Source organism: Kaistella gelatinilytica (assembly GCF_015679325.1).
Lineage (GTDB): Bacteria > Bacteroidota > Bacteroidia > Flavobacteriales > Weeksellaceae > Kaistella > Kaistella gelatinilytica.
Map to the genome: position 1 here is coordinate 374,336 of NZ_JADPVI010000003.1, position 19,188 is coordinate 393,523.

Below are 19,188 nucleotides of genomic sequence, written 5' to 3' on the forward strand. Positions count from 1 at the left end.
TTTATTTAATAAGGAAATTGAATTTATCCATATTTTTCAAAGCGATACCTGTACCACGAACTACTGCTCTCAATGGATCTTCAGCTACAAAAACAGGCAATCCAGTTTTCTTGTGAAGTCGATCAGCAAGTCCTCTTAATAAAGCACCACCTCCTGCAAGGTAAATTCCTGTTTTATAGATATCTGCTGCCAATTCTGGCGGCGTAAGAGAAAGTGTTTCCATTACCGCATCTTCGATTCTGATGATGGATTTGTCTAAAGCACGCGCGATTTCTTTGTAGTTCACCATTATTTCTTTTGGTTTACCGGTAATCAAATCACGTCCTTGAACCGGAACATCTTCGATATCTACATCAAGTTCTTCAACGGCGGAACCTACTTCGATCTTTACTCTCTCAGCAGTTCTTTCCCCGATGTATAAATTATGGTGTGTTCTTAAATAGTAAGCAATATCATTGGTGAAAACATCACCTGCAATTTTCACAGACTTATCACAAACAATTCCACCCAAAGCAACAACTGCAATTTCAGTCGTACCACCGCCTATGTCGATGATCATATTACCTTCAGGTTTCTGAACATCAATTCCTACACCGATTGCTGCAGCCATTGGTTCATAAATAAGACGTACTTCTTTTGCGTTTACTTTTTGTGCAGAATCTCTTACCGCTCTTTTTTCAACTTCTGTAATTCCGGAAGGAATACAGATCACAATTTTTAATGAAGGCTGAAAAAGTTTTCCTTTAATGCCCGGAATTTGTTTGATGAACTCCTTGATCATGTGTTCAGAAGCGTGAAAATCAGCAATTACGCCATCTTTCAAAGGTCGGATCGTTTTGATGTCTTCGTGGGTTTTTCCCTGCATGTGTTTGGCTTTTTCCCCAACCGCAATGGGTTTTCCGGTAGAACGCTCAATCGCTACAATAGAAGGTTGATCAATTACAATTTTATTGTTATGTATAATAAGTGTGTTCGCTGTTCCTAGATCAATCGCAATATCTTGCGTGAACATATCAAATAAGCCCATTTTTCGTGATTTTTTTAAGTGTACAAAGATATAAATTTAGAACCGTTCTAAAAACTGCATTTCAACTAATTTAGGTTAAAGTTTTATTAAAGTTCTATTACCTCATCTAATAACTTTTTTATGTTGGAAATATTTCATAATCAGCAGAAAATAGAATGGAAAGAGAATTTTCGATAGACTTTCGTGATAATCTTCATATTGTATTGTAATCTTATATTGAATTTAAAATCTTAAATTTGCGGGTGTTTATGAATCAGGATTTTAACATTCACAAAACTGCTAATTTTGCCGTTCTCAGTATCAGTTTCGAAAAAGCTGATGCGGAAACCCGTGGGAAATTTTCTTTTTTTGATGAAAATATTAAAAACTTTGTCAATGAGATCCACGGGCAAAGTTTAGGTGATGCATTCGTAGTTTCTACCTGCAACAGAACAGAAATTTACACGACTACCCAAAATTATCTGCTTATCGCAGAACTGTATTGCAAGATCATCGGCGTAAGTCTCACCGATTTCATGAAATACGTCAACGTTCTGAAAAGAGAAGAAGCATTAAATCATCTTTTCCGTGTAGCAGCAGGATTAGAAAGTCAGATCATCGGTGATTTCGAAATCATCGGTCAGATCAAAAATGCCTATTACCGTTTCAAAAAAGAAAAGCAAAACTCCAATCCTTTTTTAGAAAGAGCCATTAATTCTGCCATTCAAATTTCCAAAAGAATTAAGAATGAAACCGGGATTTCCAATGGAGCAGCTTCAGTATCTTATGCTGCGGTCCATTATATCTTAAAAAATCAGACTCAGATTTCTGACAAAAATATTTTGTTGCTGGGAGTTGGCGAGATCGGTCAAAATACGGTGGAAAATTTGGTAAAACATGTTTACAAACCGAGAGTAAAAATTGCGAACCGAAGTCTGGCTAAAGCCGAAAAAATAGCCGAAAAATATAAAATTCCACACATTGAGTTTGATAATTTTCAGGAGGAATTGAGCAAAACCGATATTTTAATTGTCGCAACTGGTGCTCAACATCCCATTATCAACAAGTCTCATTTCCCGAACGGAAAAGAAACTTTGGTCATCGATCTATCGATCCCAAATAATGTGGAGAAAAACATTACCGAAAATACCAATGTAAGTTTGGTCGATGTTGATCAGCTCTCTCTTCACATCAGTGAAACGATGATTCAGCGTCAGAAAGAAATTCCGAAAGCTGAAGAGATCATCAAAGAAATGACAAAGGATTTTCTGGAGTGGGAAAAGAAACGAAAAATGGCTCCCAACATTCACCATTTCAAAGCAGTTTTGAAAAATATGGAACGCAATGAAATGCACAACATCCACAAAAAACACAGTTACGTGGAGGTTGATGATATGAAGCTTTCTGATAAAATGATTCAGAAAATTACGAACCGTTTTGCAAAATATATCATCGATAATCCTTGGAAAGCCGAGGAGATCAGCAAGTTAATGCACGAAATTTTAGTCGAACAGCCAAACAACGAATTCAATGAGAAGCATTAAGATAGGCACCAGAAATTCTCCGCTTGCACTTTGGCAGGCAAGAGAAGTTGCCCGAAATCTTCAAAATAAAAATTGCAAAACCGATATCACGCCGATTCTTTCTTCGGGAGATAAAAACCTGACTCAACCTCTTTACACTTTGGGGATTACAGGAATTTTTACCAAAGACTTAGACATTGCACTCCTTAATAAAGAAGTTGACATTGCAGTTCACTCCTTAAAAGATATTCCAACCGAATTGCCCGAAAATATTTCAATTATTGCAGTACTGAAACGCGATTATCCTGAAGATGTTTTGGTTCGAAAAACTGATTCAGCAACAGTAGAAATGAAAGATTTGAAAATTGCGACGAGCAGTTTGAGACGTCGTGCGTTCTGGTTAAGAGAGTTTCCTGATACCCAGTTTTCAGACATTCGTGGCAATGTTCAAACGAGATTAAAAAAGCTCGAAGAAAATGATTTCGATGCGACCATGTTTTCTTTGGCAGCGATCGAAAGAATGGGTTTGAATATTGATTATGAGTTTCTTCCGATCATGATTTCAGCTCCGGCGCAAGGTGTTGTTGCGGTTTGTGCAAGAACCGATGATGCTGAAATGCGAGAAATGTTTGCCGATATCAATCACAGAAACACCCAGATCTGTATCGAAATTGAAAGAAATTTTTTGAATACTTTAGAAGGTGGTTGTACCGCTCCAATTGGTGCTTTAGCCGAAATCAAGGACCAAAATGAAGTCCGTTTTGTTGGCAGAATATGTTCATTAGATGGAAAAAACTGTATTGAAACCGACGAGATATTTCAGTGGAATGACACGGATAATTTCGGAAAGATACTCGCGGAGAAAATCCTCAACAATGGCGGTAAAGCTTTGATGACGGAAATTAAAAATAGATTGTAAAACTTTGCTTTAAGCATTTATAGTAAAAAATAAATGAAAATTCTTTTCACAAAAAAATTGAATGAAGTAGTGATTTCCAATAAATTAGGAGATCAGTTTTCCTGGGATTTTGTGAAAGTTATTGACATTAATCCATTAAAAATACAACCGTTCGAACTGAAAAACAGATCGTTGATTTTTACCAGTGTTAATGCGGTAGATGCTTTTTTCACCAACAATTTTTTCCCCAACGAAAATTTCATCGATAAGAATTTCAATAAAATTTACGCCGTTGGTTTTACGACAAAAATAGCGCTGCGAAAAAACGGTTTTGGTACTTTTAAAGTAGCGAAAAATGCTAAAGAACTTTCAGAATTCATCATCGACAACAGTACGAAAGAAAAATTCCTGCATTTTTGCGGAGATCTTGCTTTAGATGTTCTGGATAAAGCTTTGCCCCTGCAAAATATCTCTTACAAGAAAATTGTGGTTTACGAGACCAAATTACTCTTCCCAAAGGTTTCTGGAAATTACGATGCAGTCTGTTTTTTTAGTCCAAGCGGAGTTCGTAGTTTTGCCCAGTTTAATTCTCTCGATCACATGAGAATATTTTCTATCGGTGATACGACCGCGAATGAGATCAAAAAATTTACAAACAATCCAATTATAACAAGTAAAGAAAGCAATCTTGACGATTTGCTGAAATTAATTTCTGCCCAGAACAAATAGATCTGCGCAGGGAAAATCAAAGAATATGATTAAAAACGATTTATATTTAAAAGCATTAAGAGGAGAAACCGTTGAAAGACCACCGGTTTGGATGATGAGACAAGCGGGAAGGTTTTTACCAGAATTCCGTGCGATGCGTGATGAATATGATTTCTTCACCAGATGTCGTACCCCGGAATTGGCGTCGGATATTACCATGATGCCAATTCGCAGATTCCCTTTAGATGCTGCGATCTTATTCTCCGATATCTTGGTTGTTCCCCAAGCAATGGGAATGGATTTCGAGATGCGGGAAGGAATTGGACCCTGGTTAGAAAAACCGATCCGTACTTTAGAAGATGTTCAAAATATTGAAGTTCCCAATGTTGATGAAACTTTAGGATATGTTTTTGATGCCATCGAAATGACTTTGCATAAATTGGATAATGATATTCCTTTGATCGGTTTTGCCGGTTCACCCTGGACTATTTTATGTTATTGCGTAGAAGGAAAAGGTTCGAAAGCTTGGGACGTTGCGAAAAGTTTCTGTTTCAGAAATCCGGAAGCGGCTCACTTATTATTGCAGAAAATCACAGATACGACCATCGCTTATTTGAAAAGAAAAGTAGAAAAAGGCGTTTCTGCGGTACAGGTGTTCGATTCTTGGGGCGGTTGTTTGTCGCCGGAAGATTACCAGATTTTTTCTTATCAGTATATCAACCAAATTGTAGAAGCATTAAGTCCCTTAACGCACGTTGTCGTTTTTGGAAAAGGATGTTGGTTCGCTTTGGAAGAAATGACTATGTCTAAAGTTTCTGCTCTTGGTGTTGACTGGACGATCACACCGGAATTAGCAAGAAAACTGACGAATCATACGATGACTTTACAGGGGAATTTTGATCCGAACAGATTAAACTCTTCACCGGAAACTATCACAAAAATGGTAACAGAAATGATCAACCGTTTTGGGAAAGACCGCTATATCGCCAATCTTGGACACGGAATTTTACCAAATATTCCGCTGGAAAATGCTGAAGCATTTATTAGAGCAGTAGTTGACTGGAAGCCGAACTAAAATTTTAGTTTTAAAAATAGTAAAGAACGTTGTCTCGGAAGCGTTCTTTTTTTATGCGTTTGTTTTTAAGAGTTCATAATACAGCAATTCTACATCCTCATTGGGAAGTTGAATTGTTTTTAAATATTTTAAACCTAATTTTTTGATCAGATTTTGAGAGGCAATGTTTTCTTTTGAAGTAATTGCTGAAATTCCATTTAAATTAAAATCTGTAAAAGCTATTTCCAAAAGTTTGGAAGCGGATTCGAAACCATAACCTTTCCCCTGAAATTCATCTAGAAAGGAGAAGCCGATATCCTGAACATCCAAACCTTCGCGCTCGAAAATGCCGACTGCTCCGATCTTCTTCTCATCTGATTTCCTTACGATCAAATAATTTCCGTAACCTAATCTTTCTAATTGAGGCAGAAATTTTTCTGTAATATATTTTTCAGCATCTTCAAGGGATCGAATCTTTTTGTCTCCAATAAATTTGATAAATGTTTCAGAATTATAAAGTTCCAAAATAAAAGACGCATCAGATTTTGAGATCGGTTTCAGAAGCAGTCTTTCGGTTTCCATATTTTTGATTTCCTTCATGCATAAGATTATTTAAAAAATTTTTTCTGCTCAAATATAAATAAATCATGGCACGGAAATAGGATAGTAAAGGGAAATTTAAAAATGAAACATATTTTGACAGGCTTTCTAGCCGTATTCGCAATGCTTTTTCTAGCAAACTGTACTTCTCAAATGACCAATTCTGACAATGTAAAAAAAGAATGGATGTTGGTTGAATTTCAGGATTTCAGCAAAGACATGATGGTTGCCAATAAAGCCAACGTTAATTTCACCAGTATCAAAGATGCCGGAAAATTTTCCGCCAATATGGGTTGCAACAATATGTTTGGAACAGCAACTTTTAGTGGAAATGGAATGGTGAAATTTTCTCAAATGGGAAGCACGATGATGTTTTGCGATAAAGCCATGGATCTGGAAGCTGCTTTTGGTAAAGCTTTGCCAACAATGACACATTATAAAATTGAAGGACATTATTTAACGCTTTCCGATAACACTGGAAAATCAATGAAATTTGTAGCTTCAGATTGGGACTAGGAATTTTTTAAAAATATAAGAAGTCTCAGATAAATTTATCTGAGATTTTTTAATGGTGAAAATCAAATTATTATCTTTGTACAAATGCCGCGAGGAAATTTATGTTAGAAAAAAAAGATCATCAATACGAAAAAGCTGTTTTAGTCGGCTTAGTTACTCAAAATCAAGACGAAACGAAACTCATCGAATATATGGATGAGCTTGAGTTTCTGGTTTTAACAGCCGGTGCAACAGTAGACAAAAGATTTATTCAAAAACTCACGCAACCCGATCCGAAAACTTTTATCGGAAGTGGGAAAGCCCAGGAAATAAGAGATTATGTAAAATCAAACGGAATTGGGACCGTAATTTTCGATGACGAACTTTCTCCTTCACAACTGAAGAATCTTGGAAAAGAAATGGAGGAGGTAAAAATCCTGGACAGAACCAATCTAATTCTCGATATTTTTGCCCAAAGAGCGCAGACTTCTTATGCAAGAACGCAGGTAGAACTGGCTCAGTATCAGTATTTGTTACCGAGATTGAGCAAAATGTGGTCTCACCTTGACAAGCAAAAAGGAGGGATCGGAATGCGTGGACCGGGAGAAACTGAAATTGAAACCGATAGAAGGATTATTCGCGACCGAATTGCTTTGCTGAAAGATAAATTGAAAACCATCGACAGGCAAATGGCAACGCAGAGACAAAACCGTGGAAAAATGGTTCGTGTCGCTTTGGTTGGATATACGAATGTTGGGAAATCAACATTAATGAACGCAATTTCGAAGTCTGATGTTTTCGCAGAAAATAAATTATTTGCCACTTTAGATACAACGGTTCGAAAAGTCGTGATCGGAAATTTACCTTTCCTTTTAACGGATACTGTTGGATTTATTCGAAAACTACCAACCCAATTGGTTGAAAGTTTTAAATCAACCTTAGATGAAGTTAGGGAAGCAGATCTGCTGATTCATGTTGTTGATATTGCGCATGAAAGTTTCGAAGATCAGATCAATTCCGTTAACCAGACTTTAATGGAAATCAATGCGCATCAAAAACCGATGATCATTATTTTCAATAAAATTGATGCTTTTGCCTATGAACACAAAGACGAAGACGATTTAACTCCGGAAACGCGTAAAAATATTTCTCTGGACGAATGGAAAAAAACCTGGATGTCGAATTCAAAATATCCTACCGTTTTCATTTCCGCTTTAACAAAGGAAAATTTCCCGGAGATGAAGAAAATGATTTACGATGAAGTTTTGAAAATTCATACTGCACGTTTTCCTTACAATGATTTCTTATTCGAATATCATGATGATGAAGCGGCAGAAATTGAATCAGAAGATTAAAATTCAATGCGATAGCGCACTTAAAAAAATGCTTGATTAATTTTAAGCATTTTTTTTAAAGCTGATTTGTAAACACACCCATTTTTATCGAATGAAAATAGATTATCAAAAAATTATTTCAGAGGTGTACGCCGATATTATTGGCAAAGAAAATTTTGGGAAAGTTCCGGACTATATTCCTGAACTCGCCTGTATCGATGAAAATAAATTTGGCATCAACTTCACCGATTTAGAACACAACAGTTTTGGAATTGGAGATTTTGAAGAAAAATTTTCAATACAAAGTATTTCTAAAGTTTTCGCACTTTCCTATGTCTACGAGAAATTGGGCGAAAAATTGTGGAGTAGAGTTGATGTAGAACCTTCCGGCAATGCGTTTAATTCTTTGGTACAATTGGAAGCCGATCATGGAATTCCCAGAAATCCCTTTATCAACGCAGGAGCTTTGGTTATTTGCGATATTTTATTAGAAATTTGTACTGATCCGAAACAGGAATTGCTCCAGTTTATTCGGGATTTAACCGACGATCATCAGATCTTTTTCAATGAAAAAGTTGCGGCGAGTGAGATGCAGAACAGTTTCAGAAATGCTGCGATGTGTAATTACATGAAATCTTTTGGTAATATTAAAAGTCAACCCGATGCGGTCATTGAATTGTATTGTCATCTTTGTTCCATCGAAATGACGTGTAAACAGTTGAGCAGGAGTTTTTTATATTTAGCAAATGAAGGAAAAACACCTTCAACTGATGAGCAAATTTTATCGTTAAGTAAAGCCAAAAGAATCAATGCGATTTTATTGACCTGCGGATTTTATGATGAATCAGGCGAATTCTCTTTCCTTGTCGGTTTACCTGGAAAAAGTGGCGTTGGTGGCGGAATCGTAGCCATTTATCCGCAACATTACTGCATCACCGTCTGGAGTCCAAAACTTAATGAAAAAGGAAATTCCTACCGCGGAATGAAATTTCTGGAAGAATTTACAACACAAACTGGTGAAAGTATTTTTTAAAATGATTGACGAAATTAAATCTGCGCTTCAAGAGCTTTCAAGTTCAGAAAAGAAAAAGTTTCTTCCTAAATTTTTCAAAGCCGGAAAAGGCGAATATGCAGAAGGTGACCAATTCATCGGCGTTACTGTTCCTAATCAAAGGAAGATCGCCAAAGAATTTGGAGATAAGATTTCTTTAGCAGAATTAGAGAAACTTTTATCCTCGCCGATTCACGAACATCGTCATTGTGCTTTATTGATTCTGGTTTCCATATTTGAAAAGTCAATAAATTCAAAGGAGAGAAAAGAGATTGTAGAATTTTATCTAAAAAATAGAAATCATGTCAACAACTGGGATCTCGTCGACAACTCGTGTTACAAGATTTTAGGAAGATATTGTTATGAAAATCAAGATAATACTATTTTAGTAAATCTTTCCGAGGAAGAAAATTTGTGGAGCAAAAGAATCGCCGTTGTTGCAACAATGTTTCATGTCAAAAAAGGTTCTTTTAGTTTGCTGAAAGAATTGACTTTAAAAAATCTTCATCACGAACACGATTTAATGCACAAAGCAAACGGTTGGCTTTTGCGCGAAATGGGTAAAAAAGATCAGAAAGAACTTCTTGACTTTCTAAATCTTCATTACCAAAAAATGCCACGTACAACCTTGCGTTATGCCATCGAAAAACTTGATGAAGACGTAAGACAGGATTTTCTAAAAGGCAGAATTTAAAGAAATAAATTGCATTAAGACAGCTGATTATCATCTAAACCTAATTATCTTCTCGATACCTCCATTTTATGACCCATCAAATTGGCGATGTTCGTTGCTTTGTAGATCGCTGTTTCCGCCATTTCGCCTGTGAAATTTTCTTCAATCGTTTGCGTCCATAATTGTACCCAGTGTGCAAAATGAAATTTTTCCATCGGCACTTGCGAATTGATGGGGAAATGAACTGCCATTGGATTTCCTTTATAAGAAATTTGCCCAAACAAAAGAGTTTCCCAAAAAGAATACATTTTCGGCAGGTGATGATCCCAATCTACTTTTGCGACATCATTGAAGAAAAATCCTATCGTTTCATCGGTCTGCACTTTATCATAAAATTTATTGACCAAAGTTTCAATATCCTCTCGCGTTTCCAATTTTTTCATACGCCAAAATTAAGAAATTTTAAAGCATTCGTTTATGATCGCAGACAGCGTTATTTTTTTTGGGCGGACAATTCGCGCTATCCACTCCTACACCTCAATCATCGGCTCCACTTCGTTCCGCCGATTCTTTCGGGGGTAACCGTTTCTATCGCGGCCGCAGATTCTGCGAAAAACAAAACCATGTTCCCCGAAATTAAATTAATTTTGCAAAATGGCGAAAACACCCAATAGATTTCCCCGTTTAAAACCCCGCGAAGACAGTGGCTTCAGTTCTACTGCTACAGGAAGATTTATAAACAAAAATGGCAGTCCCAATGTTAAAAGAACGGGCTTATCAAATCCACTCGAAAAATACAGCTGGTATCATACTTTGCTCGATCTGCCCTCCTGGAAATTCATTCTTCTTTTGGTTTTAGCCTATATTTTGGCCAATCTATTTTTTGCATTGGTTTATTATATGATAGGGATCGAGCATCTTACAGGAATCGATAAAAGCACGCCACTAAATGAATTCACCGATGTTTTCTTTTTCAGTTCCCAAACTTTTACCACGGTAGGCTATGGTCGAATTGCACCTGTCGGATTTTTGGCCAGTTTGGTCGCGACTTTTGAAGCTTTTTTAGGATTACTGGGTTTTGCGATTGCGACCGGTTTATTTTACGGAAGATTTTCCCGACCACGGGCATTCCTTAAATTTAGTAAAAATGCTTTAATATCGCCTTATAAAGAGGGTTCTGCTTTAATGTTCAGATTAGCATCTTACAAAAATAATTCGCTCACCGAAGCGCAGGTTACTTTAATAGCGGGAATAACGACTCCTGATTCTCCAACTGAATTTTTCACATTGACTACGGAACTTTCCAGAATAAACTCTTTAACTTTAAACTGGACCGTTGTGCACAAAATAGATGAAAACTCCCCGTTTTTTGGTGATATTCATGACTTCATAAAATCATCGGAGGTAGAAATTTTTGCTCAGATCCGTGCATTTGATGAAGGATTTGCAAATACGGTGGTACAGAGAACGTCTTATACATCTGAGGAGCTTGTGATCGGCGCCAGGTTTCTGCCGATGTTTCGGCCATCTGCAAACCGACAAACTACAATTTTAGAACTGGATAAAATTGATGATATTGAAAAAGTAAATCTTTCGTAATGGATCTGGAAAATTATAAAGTTCAGGCTTTAAAAAAACAAAAGGAACACCAGAAATTTCTGGCAAACCTCAAGAAAAAGCCACCCAAAAATTTAGATTTTGTCGTGCAGGAAACACATGACGAAGTTTTCGCGAAGATCGACTGTCTTTCCTGTGCAAATTGCTGCAAAACGACCGGGCCGCTTTTCACAGAAAAAGACATCGAAAGGATTTCTAAACATTTGCGAATGAAACCGGCAGATTTTGAAACAAAATATTTGCAGACCGATGAAGACCAGGATAAGGTGCTTCAGAACTTACCTTGCTGGTTTCTGAATGAAGACAATACATGTTCTATCTACGAAGTCCGCCCAAAAGCCTGTCGTGAATATCCGCATACCGATCGGAAGAAAATTTATCAGATCAATCATTTGACCATCAAGAATACCTTAATTTGTCCCGCTGCCTTTGAGTTTGTAGAAAGAATTCAAAAAAAAATCGAGAAGAAGTAATTTTTCTAAAAACCTCACAAAGTCTTATAAATTACGTTAAACTTTCGTTTAAAAAATACAGGAGTTTCTTTTTCGGCGTTACAGTACTATTAAAAATAAAAAGTATTATTATGAAAAAGTTATCAATCGCAATCGTATTAGTAGGTTTAAGTGTTTCATTTGCAAAGGCACAAACTACTAATACAAAAAGTAAAGTCAAGACGGAAACTGCAGTAGTTGCTGAAGTGAAAGCAGACACCACTGTTGTTAATCCTGCCGCAGAAGCAACGAAAGTAGAAACCATGAAAATGGAGGAAGCTGAAGTAAAAAAAGAAATGCCTGCTGAGGCGAAACAAAAGGCAAGAATGGAGAAAAAGGAGGCTAAAAAATTAGTTGAGTAAGAAATTAGAAAAGTAAGAAGAAAGAGAAATTCCCGCAGCGATGTGGGAATTTTTGGTTTTGTCTTCTATTCAGCAATAAGCAACCATTAAAGGCAGAACAATTAATAATTAAAGTTTTTCATTGTTTAGTAAAATATGTAATGATTTCGAAGTTGGTTAATCCTAAAAGTAATGAAATCGGAAACATCAAAATATTCCCCATCATTCCCATAAATAGTGCAGCAGGAATATTTTCTAACACTTCATTTACCGGTTCTTCAATTAAAAGCGCAAAAAAATTCCCGGTAAATATAATGATCACACAACTTAAAACAGATAACAAGATTAATTTTAGTCTTCCATAAATTTCAAAATTTGAATATTTAAAGAACAGGACATAAAAAACAATGCAGGCAATTGACATTCCTGCCATTAACGGATAATTAGCACTTTCTCCAAATGAACTTTTTCCACCGAAAAATAAGATGCCATTTCCGATCACTAGATTGGTTAAAACAATTGCTAAACAAACTTTTGTGCCGATTCTATTCATCATTTGGTTTTGTGTCTTTCGGAAAATTTTCGCTAAGATTCTCGGCTTCAAGATGTAGCGGAAATCTATGCAAGAATCTTGAATAGTGAACTACACTTTAATCGAAAAAATGGACTTGAATTTAGCGCTGATCACGCCATATTGCCAAACCGATGTTAGCGGTGGTTTTTTATCCCGCAACGGCTAATCTTATGAAATTTATTTTGTTGTTTTTAATATCAAATTGCCAGTTATATAAATGTTCTCCTTCTGATTGATAATCTGTATAAATGTCTAAATCTTTGATTATTTCTGAACTATTCATAAAATTGTACAGAATAGAAATTCTTTCATTCTCAATTGTTACGCTGTATTCAATAATTACGAATCCATTGTCAACTAGAACTTTATGAATTCCTACATTTTTATACCAATTAATATCATCTAAATCAATTTTTTTCATAACACTTAACAGATATTCAGTGTCATATTTATCTTCTGCTTTGTAATTAAACAATTTTTGTAAATTGACTTTATCATTTTCTAAGACATAATTTTTGAAAATTTTTATTTGATCAACCAATTCTTTCCGGTTATTTTTTAGTTGTTTTGTTTTGTCTTGAAATAATTTAATATTTTTTTTTTCAATTTCATTGTAAACTACACTTTTGTTGTTATTCTTTGATTTGTACCAAGATTTTTCCTCAAAAAAGTCTTGAAATCTACTATTTTCAAATTGGTAACCATTTCTTGCAAATATTTCGTTTGTTAAAAGTCGAATTTCGTCAATACTCAAAAATTTAGTTTGTTCGGATTTAATAAGTTGAGTTGCACAAGTTGAGCAATCTTTTAATGTCTGTGCTTTTACATTTAAACTTAAAAGTGTAAAAAATATAAAGATGTAATTTTTCATTTTTTTTCTTGTCTGTCTGTGGATTTCTGTCGGTCAATAAATTACTGCTGACGGTTGGGTATATCTGTTGGCGGGACTTTTTGTAACAAGTCTTGGTAAATATAACAAATTGAACAATTTGCAAAAATGTTTAGGATAGGAACTTCCGCACCGATAATAGAAATACCTTGTTGTGCGATTGTGCTTTTAACGATTGTTTTTTTTCAATTCATCGAATTTTTCTTTGTAAAATCTTTTATCAGCATCTGTTGATGTATAGTTCAATTTCGGTAATTTTATGATGTGTTCTATTCTATTCCTGGTCAAATTGAGGAATTCAGCGTAGAATATTTCAGCGTAAAATTTTTTAATTTCATTTCTATTTATAATTATAAAACATAAGCTTCGATTTAATTTATCATTTTGAATACCAATTATGTAATCTTTCGATTCCCATTCATTTTCAGAAAAATAAGCATCTTTATTATTTAACTTAATTGGGGTATAATCACTTCGCTTGTTAAACATATCAAAAATTGATTTAATATTGTTTTCTGTAATATTACCTGGACTTTCAGCAGCCCATCCTTTAAAACCAATAACTTTGTTATTTTCATTAAAATATAAATCAAAATAGTCCAATTTAACACCATTTGTAAAAGGTTGCCATCCAGCTTTTATATTTTCCTCATTCAATACAATTCTAGAGTGCAATGTATCAGTGTAGGTATAATATCTCAAGTTATATACTTCTTTATTTTTAGTTAAGAAGTTATAAGGTTCATTGAGAATATGGAGATTAATTTCTTCCTTTGTTTGACCGTTGCATGAAACTATTATGGAAAAAATTCCTAGTAGTAAAAATATTCTCATTAAATTTTTATTTTCAAATTTTAGGCACATTTTAGTATAACTTATCGCAAAATGTTTCGATATTTCAGTTGGCGGGCACTTTTTATAAAAAGTCTTTGTAAATATAACAAAATGGACAATTAGCAAAAATGTTTAGGATAGAATTTTCGAGCAGCTAAAATAAATACCTCGTTTTACACAGTATTATTTTTTAATGTAGTAGGTGTAAATCTCTTTTTTTAATGCTTTTTTTCTTGCTTTTCTATTGATAATGTTTCCTCGATCATCAATACGTCCAACTAGATTTCCATTTTTGTCAACTTGTTTTATAAGTCGTAAACGTTGCTGTCCGTTAACTTTACGCACGGAAAAATACAATATCTCTTTATCGATTTGAAGTGACGGAAAAGCGGAAAAAGATGTAGTTGTAAATTTGTTATTTTTTAAATCAATACGAGATATAATTTCTTTTGAATCATTCAGAAAGCTGATCTGATCAAGATCGATCGCTATGAATTTTGTAAACTTAATATTAGAATTATAATTTGAATCCAATTTTTATTTTAAGATCCAGGTGCCGATTAATCCGTTTACCATTTCATTTCTAACATCATTATTCATAACATCATTTTTATTCTGTGATAATGAGAAAAATGATATAAATAGTAATAAAAACGATAAGGTTAAATTGGAAACTTTCAATTGATGCAGTGTTTTGTAATGTTGAATTTGGCGGGGACTTTTTATAGCAGGTTTTTGTAAATATAACAAATTGAACAATTAGCAAAAATCTTTATGATAGGAACTTCCGCCCCGCTAATAGAAATACCTTGTTGCCTGAAGGTCTTTTAATGATTAGTTATTTCCGCAATTATTTTTTCTAAATATAATTCCATTAACCAACTTGTATTCATATTTATTACTTAAAAATTTTTTCACTTTTTTTAATCCAAGAATAATCAATTTAGTTTTCGTCATTTTAATTGGAAATTCTGAGTTGGGTTCAGAATCGTTTTTTCCAAGATATAATTTACCATCTCTTTGGATTATAACTCCAGATTCCTGATTTTCTTTTTTTTCAATTTTACCATAATTTGGTGAACTGAAATTTTGAGATTTCCATATGTAATTACGGTTTGGAAATACTTCAATTTGTAATTTCGTTCTTATCCCGTCATTTTCTTTAGATTCAAAGCAGTATGAAGTAGAAGTGTTTTGACAATAATTCTGGATTGATAATAAAATGAATATTAATTTTACAAAGGCTTTCATAGACTTTCTGCTAACGGTTGGGTATTTCTGTTGGCGGGGACTTTTATTAACAAGTCTTTGTAAATATAACAAATTGAACAATTAGCGAAAATCTTTATGATAGGAACTTCCGACCCGCTAATACTAATACCGTGTTACCAGCAGTTTTTTTATTTACTTACGTTTTGATTATATAACATTTTTCCAATTCCATTCTGAAAAATAATAAAAATTAAACCAACTAAAACTTTTAATGACGCTGAAAATATATCAGAACTTATTCCTATAGTTTTTATATCGTCTGAAATATTTTGGTTCATATTTCTAATTTTAATCAACGTAAATAATTTATTGATAAGTTCAGGAATCGATTCAAAAAGTAATAGAATACCAATTGCTAAAATTGCAACTTGTAATAAACTTTCAGAATTTAATTTTTCGAAATTTATCTTCTCGTTTAGAAAGTTCTTAGGCTTTAATCTTCCAATAATTATGTCGGGATTTATTATAAGAACATAAAATACTGCAACAATAAATATCACGAGAATTATTAGATAAATCCAAGTTTGCATAATTCCATTTTTACTATCGAATGGAAAAAATATCTCAGAATTTATTAAATAAGTTAACTGTTGAGGGAAAAAGTTAAAGATTAAAGTGAAGACTGAATATAATCCGAAAACTCTAAATATTATTCGAAGTAGATTTTTTATTTTCATTTTTATTTTTTAAAATTGCTGGTAACGGTTGGGTATTTCTGTTGGCGGGATAAAAATACGAAAACTTTGTACTTGCTAAAATCTTAATTAATCGCTAAAATCTTCGATGAAAACTTCAGACCCGCTTGTATAAATACCTTGTTATGTGACGTATTTTTTACTTTTTATTTTGTATAAAGTTTAAAAGATCGAGAACATGTTGTTTTGTGTGATTGTTAAAAATCATTTCAAAAAAACAAAGTCCGTCAGACAAACTATTATTTTCAATTCTCTCTTTTATGTCTAAAAGGTCAATAATTATGTCGGTCAAATCATCAAGTGCATCTCCAGTTGCATTTTCATCCATGTTGTAAATGTCACTAATGTCAAGTACGGTTTTATAAAGTCCGAAATCTTTAAAATTACTTGTAACATTTTGTCTGATTTTAGAGTATTCAATTTTGTAACAGTCTGGAAAATCTCTATCATCAAATTTATATTCTATGTCAAAATATAGGTCATAAATTTTTACAAGATTTCTCTCCAACAATTTACCATTATCGGTTTCAGTCCAGTTTGGATTTAGACCATATTTTACAATATCGTTAATTGTTGGAATTAGTTCTGTCATTTCGGTGTCGCTCTATTATGGCACATAACGGTTGGGTATTTCTGTTGGCGGGGACTTTTTATAACAAGTCTTTGTAAATATAACAAATTGAACAATTAGCGAAAATCCTTATGATAGGAACTTCCGCCCCGCTAATAGAAATACCCTGTTATCTACAGTTATTGTTTTTGAATCCATTTAATATTCACTACTGACTCTTTCCAAGTCTCGGCCAATGCACCATCGAATTTTCTGCCTGTATATTTTTCTAAATCTTTTAAAATATTCCATGCTCTTTTATCCCCGATAATTGAAAGTGCTTCAAGTCGACCAATGATTTGTTCCCAATCAGAATTAAAACCTTCTCCTTGTTTTAGAGAGTGTAAAAAGTCATCGGCTTGTTTTTTACTGATTGTGTATGGTTGGATTTTCGACTTTAATTCTGAAACGTATAATTCATCTCCATTTGGTTTGATAGTTTGTTCTCCGATTTGAATTAATGTCCAACTCCAATCATCTCCAACGGGTAAATATCTCAAATCTTGAATCTCCAATTCATTTTCTTTTTCAACGATCCTGCACATTTTTACTGCTCCATATTGCACATAAGATTTTCCGTCATCACAATCGAAAATATTAAATTCAGAAATGATAAATCCTTCTTCGTGCATTTCATTATCAATAAAACCACAAATACTTACAGATCTGTTATTTTTAAACAAGTACGTTAACTTCGGTTCATCATTTTTTAATGAGCCAATTCCGTCAAAACACTTACAACTTTCCGTTAAACTAAGTTTAATATTGTCTTTAGAGTTTGGTTTTGAATTTTCTTCACACGATAATTGGAAAGTAGCGATAATTATGAGTGCGATAAATTGTTTCATAATTGTAGATAACGGTTGGGTATTTATGCAGGGGGGATAAAAATACGAAAACTTTATCCTTACTAAAAACTTAATTAATCGCTAAAATCTTCTATGAAAACTTCAGACCCATTTGTATAAATACCTTGTTATCTACAGGTTTTGTATTATGACTTGACGCCTTTTTCAATTCTATTAAGTATTTCGTCGTAAACTTCGTTTCCAAAAATACCTTTCATAATTTTAGTGAAATCCAAGTCAACGGATACTATTTTGTAAATTTTATCTAAGTACGAATTTTTAATTATAAAGAAATATTCATTTTCAGTTTCTACTAATGAAATAAATTCGGTCTCGTTATTTAATTCTCTAACTTTTATTTTACTAAAATTTGAATCTTGACAGAGTTTTTGAATTACTTGTCTAAAGTTTTCATCTTCTTGATTGAGTGTTATTTTATTTTTTTTAATTAAAGGCTTAAAATCTGTGTATATATCGTAATTTTCACTATTTACTAACGCGTAATTTTCCTCATATTTTTTTAAATCAAAATCTTCAAGTTTAAATATTGACGTTAATACTTTTCTAAACAAATCTGGTAGAATGGTAATTGCATTTTGATGTTCCCATCTGATAATAGAAATATGTTTATTTGTTATCTGATCTGTTACATGTAAATCAAAATATCCAGATCTATTCCCAAACGAAATTGTATGATGAAAGGCTTTGTTTTTCGAACTTCCAAAAACCAATTTATTACCTCTAAAAGTTAGCCATAAATCATCAGATATTTTAATCTTTTCTATTTGGGGATGTTCATTCATAAACTTGTAGAAATACCGTGTTATCTGTAGCACTTTTCTAGTTTATTCCTACTGGAAAAGCGAATACATAATTTATTTTTTTTCCGTCACTTTCTGCGGGGATCCAGTTTCCAGTAGTTTTATAAAGTGCGACTTTCGCTAAAGTATTTAAATTTTCATTATCACCTTTCGCATCGAGTTTTCTGATGTCACCGTTAACATCAATTACAAATGTTAGAATTGTTTTTAAACGGACATCTTGTAAATTATAGAAATAGGGAAGGTTTTCTATTTTAAAAAGTTTTGCAAAATCATTTCTAAATCCACCTATTCCTCCATTTTTATATTCAATTTGTTTTTCAATAGTTGTCGGAATTTCCGCCTTGCCTTTTGTTAGTCCTTCGACTTTTTCACCTTTTTCGGCTCTTTCTATTTTTTGAATTGTTTCTGAAACTTTTTTAAGTTCAGTGAAACTCATTTTGCTTCCTTCTATCAAACTGTCTTTTTTATAATATTGTCCAAGAATCTTATTATATTCCAAAATTCTTTCATTGTTAAATTCTGATAAAATTGGAAGATACTTTTTAGGTCGTTTGTTTTGTGTTTTTATTTCTTCAATTTTTTTATCAAATATATTGTCAACATTTTTTAGATCTTCAAGTTGAGCAGATAAAAAACTGAAATTTAGAAGTAAAAGAGTGGAGATTAAAATTTTATCTTTCATTTGTACGGTATTTTTTTTGTGTTGCAGATAACGTTTTGCGTATTGGCGATGGTGCGGCTAAAAATACAAACTTTTTGTATTATAAATTAATCTTCGGAACATCAAAAATAGTTAAACTTGCGATTCTTCCGCACTATTGCCAATACGATGTTATCTGCATTCTATTTTA

Annotated in this window: 24 protein-coding genes; 11 read left to right on the forward strand and 13 right to left on the reverse strand. The window is 33.4% G+C overall.

Going from position 1 to position 19,188, the window contains the following annotated elements; genetic code table 11:
* Position 1: 1 nt before the first annotated feature.
* Positions 2 to 1,027, reverse strand: coding sequence for a rod shape-determining protein (locus IV494_RS12565; protein ID WP_039350310.1), 1,026 nt, complete (start codon positions 1,025 to 1,027; stop codon positions 2 to 4).
* A 248-nt stretch (positions 1,028 to 1,275) separates the two neighbouring features.
* Here IV494_RS12565 and hemA point away from each other — a divergent pair, with 248 nt between their 5' ends.
* Genes hemA through hemE form a run of 4 tightly spaced genes read left to right on the forward strand, consistent with a single transcriptional unit; the run spans position 1,276 to position 5,210 of the window.
* Positions 1,276 to 2,550 carry a glutamyl-tRNA reductase gene (gene hemA, locus IV494_RS12570; protein ID WP_039350315.1) on the forward strand — a complete coding sequence of 425 codons (1,275 nt, stop codon included), beginning with the start codon at positions 1,276 to 1,278 and terminating at the stop codon, positions 2,548 to 2,550.
* The gene (gene hemC, locus IV494_RS12575) at positions 2,537 to 3,448 is read left to right on the forward strand and encodes a hydroxymethylbilane synthase (protein ID WP_196080479.1); all 912 of its coding nucleotides are present in this window, start codon (positions 2,537 to 2,539) and stop codon (positions 3,446 to 3,448) included. Before hemA ends, hemC begins: the two co-directional genes overlap by 14 nt.
* Before the next feature lie 33 nt (positions 3,449 to 3,481).
* Positions 3,482 to 4,156: a uroporphyrinogen-III synthase gene (locus IV494_RS12580; protein WP_196080480.1), complete on the forward strand. Its 675-nt coding sequence runs from the start codon at positions 3,482 to 3,484 to the stop codon at positions 4,154 to 4,156.
* Positions 4,157 to 4,181: 25 nt separating this feature from the next.
* On the forward strand, positions 4,182 to 5,210 hold the full coding sequence (gene hemE, locus IV494_RS12585) for a uroporphyrinogen decarboxylase (RefSeq protein WP_196080481.1): 1,029 nt from the start codon (positions 4,182 to 4,184) through the stop codon (positions 5,208 to 5,210).
* A 51-nt stretch (positions 5,211 to 5,261) separates the two neighbouring features.
* On the opposite strand, the gene IV494_RS12590 is transcribed toward hemE, so the two are convergent.
* Positions 5,262 to 5,789 carry a GNAT family N-acetyltransferase gene (locus IV494_RS12590; protein ID WP_196080482.1) on the reverse strand — a complete coding sequence of 176 codons (528 nt, stop codon included), beginning with the start codon at positions 5,787 to 5,789 and terminating at the stop codon, positions 5,262 to 5,264.
* Between the two features lie 84 nt (positions 5,790 to 5,873).
* On the opposite strand from IV494_RS12590, the gene IV494_RS12595 reads away from it, so the two are divergent.
* From IV494_RS12595 to IV494_RS12610, 4 genes are all read left to right on the forward strand, one after another.
* Complete coding sequence (locus tag IV494_RS12595; protein ID WP_230380136.1) at positions 5,874 to 6,305, forward strand: META domain-containing protein; 432 nt, start codon at positions 5,874 to 5,876, stop codon at positions 6,303 to 6,305.
* 101 nt (positions 6,306 to 6,406) lie between these two features.
* The gene (hflX, locus tag IV494_RS12600; protein ID WP_196080483.1) at positions 6,407 to 7,639 is read left to right on the forward strand and encodes a GTPase HflX; all 1,233 of its coding nucleotides are present in this window, start codon (positions 6,407 to 6,409) and stop codon (positions 7,637 to 7,639) included.
* A 97-nt stretch (positions 7,640 to 7,736) separates the two neighbouring features.
* Positions 7,737 to 8,651, forward strand: coding sequence for a glutaminase (locus tag IV494_RS12605; protein ID WP_196080513.1), 915 nt, complete (start codon positions 7,737 to 7,739; stop codon positions 8,649 to 8,651).
* A 1-nt stretch (position 8,652) separates the two neighbouring features.
* Positions 8,653 to 9,363, forward strand: coding sequence for a DNA alkylation repair protein (locus IV494_RS12610; protein ID WP_196080484.1), 711 nt, complete (start codon positions 8,653 to 8,655; stop codon positions 9,361 to 9,363).
* A 44-nt stretch (positions 9,364 to 9,407) separates the two neighbouring features.
* Here the strand turns inward: IV494_RS12610 and IV494_RS12615 are convergent, their stop codons facing one another.
* On the reverse strand, positions 9,408 to 9,785 hold the full coding sequence (locus IV494_RS12615; RefSeq protein ID WP_196080485.1) for a group III truncated hemoglobin: 378 nt from the start codon (positions 9,783 to 9,785) through the stop codon (positions 9,408 to 9,410).
* Between the two features lie 211 nt (positions 9,786 to 9,996).
* Here IV494_RS12615 and IV494_RS12620 point away from each other — a divergent pair, with 211 nt between their 5' ends.
* From IV494_RS12620 to IV494_RS12630, 3 genes are all read left to right on the forward strand, one after another.
* Complete coding sequence (locus IV494_RS12620) at positions 9,997 to 10,941, forward strand: ion channel (RefSeq protein ID WP_196080486.1); 945 nt, start codon at positions 9,997 to 9,999, stop codon at positions 10,939 to 10,941.
* Positions 10,941 to 11,432 carry a YkgJ family cysteine cluster protein gene (locus IV494_RS12625; protein WP_196080487.1) on the forward strand — a complete coding sequence of 164 codons (492 nt, stop codon included), beginning with the start codon at positions 10,941 to 10,943 and terminating at the stop codon, positions 11,430 to 11,432. The genes IV494_RS12620 and IV494_RS12625 overlap by 1 nt, the downstream gene beginning before the upstream one ends.
* Positions 11,433 to 11,542: 110 nt before the next feature.
* Positions 11,543 to 11,812 (forward strand): hypothetical protein, encoded by a 270-nt coding sequence (locus IV494_RS12630; protein ID WP_196080488.1) that lies wholly within the window; start codon positions 11,543 to 11,545, stop codon positions 11,810 to 11,812.
* A 118-nt stretch (positions 11,813 to 11,930) separates the two neighbouring features.
* Here the strand turns inward: IV494_RS12630 and IV494_RS12635 are convergent, their stop codons facing one another.
* From IV494_RS12635 to IV494_RS12680, 10 genes are all read right to left on the reverse strand, one after another.
* Positions 11,931 to 12,347 (reverse strand): hypothetical protein, encoded by a 417-nt coding sequence (locus IV494_RS12635; RefSeq protein ID WP_196080489.1) that lies wholly within the window; start codon positions 12,345 to 12,347, stop codon positions 11,931 to 11,933.
* A gap of 166 nt (positions 12,348 to 12,513) precedes the next feature.
* Positions 12,514 to 13,236 carry a YARHG domain-containing protein gene (locus tag IV494_RS12640; protein WP_196080490.1) on the reverse strand — a complete coding sequence of 241 codons (723 nt, stop codon included), beginning with the start codon at positions 13,234 to 13,236 and terminating at the stop codon, positions 12,514 to 12,516.
* Between the two features lie 186 nt (positions 13,237 to 13,422).
* The gene (locus IV494_RS12645; RefSeq protein WP_196080491.1) at positions 13,423 to 14,088 is read right to left on the reverse strand and encodes a hypothetical protein; all 666 of its coding nucleotides are present in this window, start codon (positions 14,086 to 14,088) and stop codon (positions 13,423 to 13,425) included.
* A 183-nt stretch (positions 14,089 to 14,271) separates the two neighbouring features.
* Positions 14,272 to 14,622, reverse strand: a complete 351-nt coding sequence (locus IV494_RS12650; protein WP_196080492.1) for a hypothetical protein — start codon at positions 14,620 to 14,622, stop codon at positions 14,272 to 14,274.
* 300 nt (positions 14,623 to 14,922) lie between these two features.
* Positions 14,923 to 15,411, reverse strand: a complete 489-nt coding sequence (locus tag IV494_RS12655; protein WP_196080493.1) for a hypothetical protein — start codon at positions 15,409 to 15,411, stop codon at positions 14,923 to 14,925.
* Positions 15,412 to 15,488: 77 nt separating this feature from the next.
* A complete protein-coding gene (locus IV494_RS12660) occupies positions 15,489 to 16,037 on the reverse strand; it encodes a hypothetical protein (RefSeq protein WP_196080494.1) in 549 nt (182 codons plus the stop codon).
* 157 nt (positions 16,038 to 16,194) lie between these two features.
* Positions 16,195 to 16,647, reverse strand: coding sequence for a DUF5063 domain-containing protein (locus IV494_RS12665; RefSeq protein WP_196080495.1), 453 nt, complete (start codon positions 16,645 to 16,647; stop codon positions 16,195 to 16,197).
* 158 nt (positions 16,648 to 16,805) lie between these two features.
* Complete coding sequence (locus tag IV494_RS12670; RefSeq protein WP_196080496.1) at positions 16,806 to 17,513, reverse strand: hypothetical protein; 708 nt, start codon at positions 17,511 to 17,513, stop codon at positions 16,806 to 16,808.
* Between the two features lie 146 nt (positions 17,514 to 17,659).
* Complete coding sequence (locus IV494_RS12675; RefSeq protein WP_196080497.1) at positions 17,660 to 18,316, reverse strand: hypothetical protein; 657 nt, start codon at positions 18,314 to 18,316, stop codon at positions 17,660 to 17,662.
* Positions 18,317 to 18,353: 37 nt separating this feature from the next.
* The gene (locus tag IV494_RS12680; protein WP_196080498.1) at positions 18,354 to 19,019 is read right to left on the reverse strand and encodes a hypothetical protein; all 666 of its coding nucleotides are present in this window, start codon (positions 19,017 to 19,019) and stop codon (positions 18,354 to 18,356) included.
* Positions 19,020 to 19,188 lie beyond the last annotated feature (169 nt).

Bases quoted from the DNA above. Each gene is read 5' to 3' on its own strand.
- IV494_RS12565 (WP_039350310.1), bottom strand. From the start codon at position 1,027: ATGGGCTTATTTGATATGTTCACGCAAGATATTGCGATTGATCTAGGA.
- hemA (WP_039350315.1), top strand. From the start codon at position 1,276: ATGAATCAGGATTTTAACATTCACAAAACTGCTAATTTTGCCGTTCTC.
- hemC (WP_196080479.1), top strand. From the start codon at position 2,537: ATGAGAAGCATTAAGATAGGCACCAGAAATTCTCCGCTTGCACTTTGG.
- IV494_RS12580 (WP_196080480.1), top strand. From the start codon at position 3,482: ATGAAAATTCTTTTCACAAAAAAATTGAATGAAGTAGTGATTTCCAAT.
- hemE (WP_196080481.1), top strand. From the start codon at position 4,182: ATGATTAAAAACGATTTATATTTAAAAGCATTAAGAGGAGAAACCGTT.
- IV494_RS12590 (WP_196080482.1), bottom strand. From the start codon at position 5,789: ATGAAGGAAATCAAAAATATGGAAACCGAAAGACTGCTTCTGAAACCG.
- IV494_RS12595 (WP_230380136.1), top strand. From the start codon at position 5,874: ATGAAACATATTTTGACAGGCTTTCTAGCCGTATTCGCAATGCTTTTT.
- hflX (WP_196080483.1), top strand. From the start codon at position 6,407: ATGTTAGAAAAAAAAGATCATCAATACGAAAAAGCTGTTTTAGTCGGC.
- IV494_RS12610 (WP_196080484.1), top strand. From the start codon at position 8,653: ATGATTGACGAAATTAAATCTGCGCTTCAAGAGCTTTCAAGTTCAGAA.
- IV494_RS12615 (WP_196080485.1), bottom strand. From the start codon at position 9,785: ATGAAAAAATTGGAAACGCGAGAGGATATTGAAACTTTGGTCAATAAA.
- IV494_RS12620 (WP_196080486.1), top strand. From the start codon at position 9,997: ATGGCGAAAACACCCAATAGATTTCCCCGTTTAAAACCCCGCGAAGAC.
- IV494_RS12625 (WP_196080487.1), top strand. From the start codon at position 10,941: ATGGATCTGGAAAATTATAAAGTTCAGGCTTTAAAAAAACAAAAGGAA.
- IV494_RS12630 (WP_196080488.1), top strand. From the start codon at position 11,543: ATGAAAAAGTTATCAATCGCAATCGTATTAGTAGGTTTAAGTGTTTCA.
- IV494_RS12635 (WP_196080489.1), bottom strand. From the start codon at position 12,347: ATGATGAATAGAATCGGCACAAAAGTTTGTTTAGCAATTGTTTTAACC.
- IV494_RS12640 (WP_196080490.1), bottom strand. From the start codon at position 13,236: ATGAAAAATTACATCTTTATATTTTTTACACTTTTAAGTTTAAATGTA.
- IV494_RS12645 (WP_196080491.1), bottom strand. From the start codon at position 14,088: ATGAGAATATTTTTACTACTAGGAATTTTTTCCATAATAGTTTCATGC.
- IV494_RS12660 (WP_196080494.1), bottom strand. From the start codon at position 16,037: ATGAAAATAAAAAATCTACTTCGAATAATATTTAGAGTTTTCGGATTA.
- IV494_RS12665 (WP_196080495.1), bottom strand. From the start codon at position 16,647: ATGACAGAACTAATTCCAACAATTAACGATATTGTAAAATATGGTCTA.
- IV494_RS12670 (WP_196080496.1), bottom strand. From the start codon at position 17,513: ATGAAACAATTTATCGCACTCATAATTATCGCTACTTTCCAATTATCG.
- IV494_RS12675 (WP_196080497.1), bottom strand. From the start codon at position 18,316: ATGAATGAACATCCCCAAATAGAAAAGATTAAAATATCTGATGATTTA.
- IV494_RS12680 (WP_196080498.1), bottom strand. From the start codon at position 19,019: ATGAAAGATAAAATTTTAATCTCCACTCTTTTACTTCTAAATTTCAGT.